Below are 6,354 nucleotides of genomic sequence, written 5' to 3'. Positions count from 1 at the left end.
GCAATGGGTAAGAAAAAACCTGAAGAAATGGTGAAACAACGCCAAATCTTTATTAAAGGTGCTGCTGAAAAAGAGATTGACGAAGCCACTGCCAACCATATTTTCGACTACATGGAAAAGTTTGCAGGTTATGGCTTTAACAAATCCCATGCCGCCGCGTATGCACTGGTTGCCTACCATACAGCTTGGTTAAAAGCGCATTATCCAGCTGAATTTATGGCTGCGGTGATGTCATCGGAAATGCAAAACACCGATAGTGTCGTGTTCTTGATTGATGACTGCCGTAATAACAAATTAGAAGTACTTCCACCCTCTGTAAATATGTCGCTCTATCATTTCCATGCAAGTGATGAACAAACGATTGTTTATGGTTTAGGCGCGATCAAAGGCGTTGGTGAGCAAGCTATGCAATCTGTGATTGATTCACGGATTAATGACGGACCTTATAAAGATCTATTTGATTTCTGCCATCGTATTGACCTCAAAAAAATCAATAAACGTACCCTTGAAGCACTTATTCGAGCAGGTGCATTGGATTGTCTTGGTATCGAACGCTCCAGTCTAATGGCGCAACTTCCTGAAGCTGTTCAAGCAGCCGAACAAGCGCGGAGCAACCGTGAAACAGGTATCATGGACCTGTTTGGTGAAGTTGAAGAGGTTCAACGTAAACCTGCTAAACCTGTAAAACCATGGTCTGATGAAGTTCGCTTAAAAGGCGAAAAAGATACACTCGGTTTGTATTTAACAGGTCATCCAATTGATGTTTATCGTCCTGAATTGAAATCATTTATCCCTGCAAAACTCAATGAAGTTACACCGACACGTCGTGGTGTAACCACAGTATTTGCTGGTTTAGTACTAGATGTCGCAAACTTCCCAAATCGCATCATGATCACGCTTGATGATGGTACAGCGCGTATTGAAGTCAGTTGTAATCACGAACGCTTCCAACGTTACAAAGATATTGTTCGCTTAGAGCAGGTTGTGGTCATTGAAGGTGAAATATACGAGCGTGAAGGCTTTGATCGCCCGATGGCTCGATTAAGCAAAGCCTTTAACTTAAATGAAATTCGCCAAAAGCGCGCACAAAGCATTCAAATTCGTTTGCCAAATGATTTAATGACCAAGACATTAGCCAAAGATTTACAAAATATGCTGCTACCTTATTGCAATGTCGATATGTGCCAACATATCGGCATACATATACAAGTAGAGCAAAGTTTTGCAACGGCTGAATTACATCTAGGCCCTCAATGGAAAGTTGCACCACTAGATGAATTACTGGGTAAATTACGTGATTATTTTGGTAAAGAAGCAATTCACATCGAATACCAAGTCAAATCAAAAGCGGCTAAGGCGGTTGAAACCCCCAAAGTTAGTGTTGTTGCCCCACCGCCTGCAAATATGTCAATGGATGAAGCTTTAGATCTTTATCAAGCCGAAGTCTCTCAATACTCTTAATTTTGGATAATATATGAATCAGTTTGACCAAAATAATGTGTCCAAACATTTGGAGCATGTGCGTATTGTGATGGTCAATACGACACTTCCTGCAAATATTGGTAGTGCATTACGTGCGATGAAAACGATGGGTTTATCAAAACTTGTACTTGTTGCACCGAAAACTTATCCGCATCCAGATATTGATGCACTTGCTGCTGGTGCCCAAGATCTGATTGAAAAAATTGAGATCGTTGAGACTTTAGAACAAGCCATCCAAGATTGCCACATTGTTTTTGGTACAAGTGCCCGCAGTCGTACCATTCCTTGGCCTTTATTGGACGTGCGCCCTGCTGCAACAGAAGCATTACAAGCTGCAAGTAAAGATCAAAATATTGCGATTGTGTTTGGTCGCGAAGATCGTGGACTGACCAATGAAGAACTCGCATTGGCAAACTATCATTTAACGATTCCAGTGAATCCTGAATATGGTGTATTAAACGTTGCACAAGCAATTCAAGTGGTTTGCTACGAATTGCGTATGGCAGCTTTAGAACAAAATCAGTCTAATACTGAAATTCCAAATGACCATATGCAGCTTAAACAACAGCAAAACATGGAATGGGATGAACCTCTAGTCACCCAACAACAGATGGAAGAATTTTACCCACATCTTGAGAAGATGTTGACTGATATCGAGTTTCTAGATCCAAATAACCCGCGCTTACTCCCTTTACGTTTGCGTCGTTTATTTGGCAGAATACAATTAGATCGTATGGAATATCATTTACTACGTGGTATTTTCAGTCGTGCACAAGCATTAGCCAACGGCTCATGGAAAAAATCTAACAAGGAGGATCATTCTCATGATTAAACAGCTTAAAGAAGATATCGAAGCTGTATTTGCGCGTGATCCTGCTGCTCGAAATACACTTGAAGTTTTAACAACCTATCCAGGAATTCATGCGCTGATTATGCATCGTATGGCACATGAGCTCTGGAAAAAAGAATATAAAGGTACGGCACGTTTACTTTCCTCTTTTAGCCGATTTGCAACAGGTATCGAAATCCATCCTGGTGCAAAAATTGGAAAACGTTTCTTCATTGACCACGGTATGGGTGTCGTCATTGGTGAAACGGCTGAAATTGGTGATGACGTAACGCTTTATCATGGTGTGACACTTGGTGGTACAACATGGAATAAAGGCAAACGGCATCCAACACTTGAAGATGGTGTCGTTGTAGGCGCAGGTGCGAAAATATTAGGACCATTTACAGTACATAAAGGTGCAAAAGTTGGTTCTAATGCTGTCGTTACCAAAGAAGTCCCTGAAGGTGTAACTGCTGTTGGTAGTCCTGCACGTTATATTTTCAAAGAGCAAGCAACAACTGAACAAACAGAACAAGAGGCACGTCGCCGTGATTATGCTGCGACTATTGGCTTTGAACCTTATGCCACTACACAAGACCAATCTGATCCAATTTTGGAAGGTATTCGTGTTTTACTCGATCGTATGCAACAAAATGAGAAGCGTATGACAACACTCTGCCAACGTCTTTCTTTGCTTGACCCAACCTTTAAAGGGCAAAGCTCAAAAACTCAACCATTTAGTAAAGAAGAACTCAAAATCATTGATGAACTACGTCGTGAATGTGAGGCACAGAGTAAAACTTCAGCAACATAATACAATTTATAAAAAATGTAACATGCTTCTCATTGCAAGTTGGTTTTGCTTTTCCTAGACTGGTAAAACCAACGATCTATCTCTCATTTAACTAAAATTAATGGATGTAAAGCATGAATTTTAAGCCTTTGGCACTACTTGTACTTTCAACTTCTGTTTTGACGGCCTGTGGTATCGCTCCCACTAAAAAGGACAAGGCAACCGAACCGTTCGTTTTTAAAGAACCAGAACCTACTGCACCATTTTATGCTTTAAATCCAACCAACTATGATGCGCCTCCAAGTTTTGAAGTCGCGCTCAAAGATGCTTCTGCGCAACCTGTAACAAAAATGGTAGTTTCTCTTCAAAACGATCCATCAAAATCTGCAACTTTAGATATCAACAAACTCATCGTACCAACGATTGATAGCAAAGAACGCAACATGAAATATGCTGTTCTCGCGGGTGATAATGAAGTTGATGTCACTGAAATCGATGACTTCTTACAACTTGTTGAAGGTAAAGCTCGTCATTACCCACCTCGCTTCCCTGATCGCCAAGAGCGCAAAGGCTACGAAGTAAAATTGAAAGAAATCACTCAAAAGCTTGATGCTTTAGCGGAAAAGCCAAATGCTTCTCTGGATGTGCTCACACGTGCATTTAAAGCGAGTGTCATGGCGCGTAATTTAGACTTAGGTACGTCATATACATCGAAGTCTTTGAATTATGCACAACGTATTTTAGCGATCAAACCAAATGATCCTGAAACAAATTTCTGGTTTGGTTTCGGTCTATCTGAAGGCGGTGGTCAACGTGAAGCCATTCCTTACTTAGACAAAGCAATTAAAGGTGGTGTTCAAGAAGCTTACCTTTCTGCTGCAAATAACTATTTATGGTTAGAGCAAAAGAAAAATGCAATTCAAACGTTAAAGAACTACAAGATCAATTACCCTGATGAAGCAGAAGTAACCGACCGTTTAATCAAAGAAGTTGAATCTGGTAAACGCTGGAACGTTTGGCAAGTTCTGAACTAATTTGCATCCTTTTTTGTAAAAATAGACCGTTTTTACACGGTCTATTTTTTTATGTACATTGAAAAAGCGATTAAATTTCGTATCATAACCATAATCTTTGTGCATATTTATAGAATTCTAATGCCTGCATTCAAGCCAAATTATCGTCTCTTCGCCCTCACGATACTGAGCACAATCGTAATGAGTGGTTGCCAAGTTGTTAGTCTCAAACAACAGGCATTAAATGTCACAATCGCCAACGAACGTAATAGTATCTTAACTCAGAAAAAACTGAGTGAAGCCAGCCTGAATGTTCTTTCGATGTCTGGTAAAGAATCAAAAGTCTGTATGCAGAATCCAGATCAATGTATTGCTGATCTACATAAGATTCCAGAAATTATTGATGAGCAATTGCTTTCTACAGCGAGTGAGTTATATCTTGCTAAATCTAAGCTTCTTTCTGAATCTTCGGAATGTAAAATTAGCAAATTAAGTAAGCATAAGTCTGATGATGAGCAAAAAATCATTCAACAGAGCTATGAGAAATGTATCGATCAGGAGCTAGAAGCATTAGATAAAAGTCTGCGTTATAGCTATGCTTATCTTTTTAAAACCTCACGCCAACCGCAAGAACGAATTTTTGATAACCGACAAGTTCAGATTAGAGATTTCTATAACCAAGCACTTACACAGCTGGTAAATGTCTATAATTTGAGAACACCCTCTCAAGATATTGCACCAACCATAAAAATTGGTAAAAGTACCTACACCATTGATATACAAGCTTATCAACGACTGCAAAATATGAAATTAGAGAAGTTTATCTCTAGTTATAATATGAACTTTTCTGGTTTACGTGCGATCAATCGTCGAGATGGTTTTGGTTCAGATTTCGTTGCAGTATTTCCAGCAAGTGACCCATCAAAATTAGAAAATAAATACATTCTTGACCCTCTCACCTATCATTATCCGAAAGGGATCAATCCAAATATTCACAAAGCTCGCTATTTAGCAGCGACCATTATTGCTCAACCGAAAAAGAGAACTGCAACAGTTGACGATGTTTTAAATAGTCCCAATTTCGAAATTAAAGTTTATGATCCATATAGTGTAGATAAAGTTGATATTGCTGGAAAAACTTATTCTCTCGCTGCAAACTTTTCAGCACCCTATGGGTTATGGCTTGCGGAAAATAACTTAGGTGCTGCGGCCTATTTAACCTTGATTGATCGTGATCAACGTTTAACTATGCCTCATTTATATATGCTCGAACCGTATAATCCGAATAAAAAAGTGATTGTATTGGTACACGGTTTGGCCAGTAGCCCTGAAGCATGGATTGCTGTGACCAATGACATCATGGGTGATCCAGTTTTACGTGAGCACTACCAAGTTTGGCAGATTTTTTATTCTACCAATATGCCAATTTTAGAGAGTCGCTTTCAAATTTATGCATTACTCAAACAAGCTTTTGCATCGCTAAATCCAAAAGATCCAGCAGCTAAAGACTCTGTGCTTATTGGGCATAGTATGGGCGGAATCATCAGCCGATTGCTGGTTAGTGATGCGGACATATCAAAACAAGCTCTCGCAATGATGAGCAATCGTCAGCAGACACGTTTAAGAAAACACCCAGTGATTGGTGAACGTTTGAAAATGGAACCAATTACAAACTTTGATCGTGCGATTTTCCTCGCTGCACCGCATCGTGGTACAGACTATGCCGATCGATGGTTTACCTTAGCAGCACGTAAAATTATTAAACTTCCTGCAACTTTCTTAACTACGTTAGCAGATACATTAACCAGTGATGATGTTGATCTAAAAGATTTCGTAAAAACACTCACTAATGATGTCATTCAAAATGGACCAAGTGATCTCAGTAAAAAATCTAAATTTATGGAGCTTACCGCTGATATTCCACCGGAAAAAGGCTTGGTGTTCCACTCTATCATGGGCAACATTACCAAAAGTGATGATCCAAATGTGATCACAGATGGAATTGTGACTTATAAAAGCGCTCATTTAGATGGTGCTGTTTCAGAAAAAATACTTCCAGGTGGACATTCAATTCAAGAAACACCAGCTGCAGTTTTAGAATTGCGTCGTATTTTACGCCAACACTTAGTTGATCATGGTTTGTATAAACCAAAAAATTAAGTATAAAAAAGCCCCAATAAATTGGGGCTTTTTTATATCAGTTGATTTATACGCCTGAACGAATCATGTAATCAAAA

5 protein-coding genes are annotated in these 6,354 nt (G+C 39.3%); all 5 read left to right on the top strand.

What is annotated here, in order from left to right; genetic code table 11:
* Nucleotides 1–1,461 (top strand): OB-fold nucleic acid binding domain-containing protein (locus B4237_RS07255; RefSeq protein WP_286942470.1); only part of this gene is annotated, 1,461 nt, incomplete at its 5' end.
* Between the two features lie 13 nt (nucleotides 1,462–1,474).
* Entirely contained in the window at nucleotides 1,475–2,314 is an 840-nt protein-coding gene (locus B4237_RS07250) for an RNA methyltransferase (RefSeq protein ID WP_278595545.1), read from the top strand.
* Nucleotides 2,307–3,125, top strand: coding sequence for a serine O-acetyltransferase (gene cysE / locus B4237_RS07245; RefSeq protein ID WP_004878820.1), 819 nt, complete (start codon nucleotides 2,307–2,309; stop codon nucleotides 3,123–3,125). Before B4237_RS07250 ends, cysE begins: the two co-directional genes overlap by 8 nt.
* Nucleotides 3,126–3,238: 113 nt before the next feature.
* Nucleotides 3,239–4,138, top strand: a complete 900-nt coding sequence (locus B4237_RS07240) for an ABUW_2363 family tetratricopeptide repeat lipoprotein (protein ID WP_019384199.1) — start codon at nucleotides 3,239–3,241, stop codon at nucleotides 4,136–4,138.
* 120 nt (nucleotides 4,139–4,258) lie between these two features.
* Nucleotides 4,259–6,277, top strand: a complete 2,019-nt coding sequence (locus B4237_RS07235; protein WP_278595546.1) for an esterase/lipase family protein — start codon at nucleotides 4,259–4,261, stop codon at nucleotides 6,275–6,277.
* Nucleotides 6,278–6,354 lie beyond the last annotated feature (77 nt).

Source organism: Acinetobacter sp. UBA6526, from assembly GCF_002434875.1.
GTDB classification, from domain to species: domain Bacteria; phylum Pseudomonadota; class Gammaproteobacteria; order Pseudomonadales; family Moraxellaceae; genus Acinetobacter; species Acinetobacter venetianus.
The sequence above is the reverse complement of the archived record's forward strand: the minus strand, read 5'-3'. Positions and strand labels throughout refer to the sequence as shown.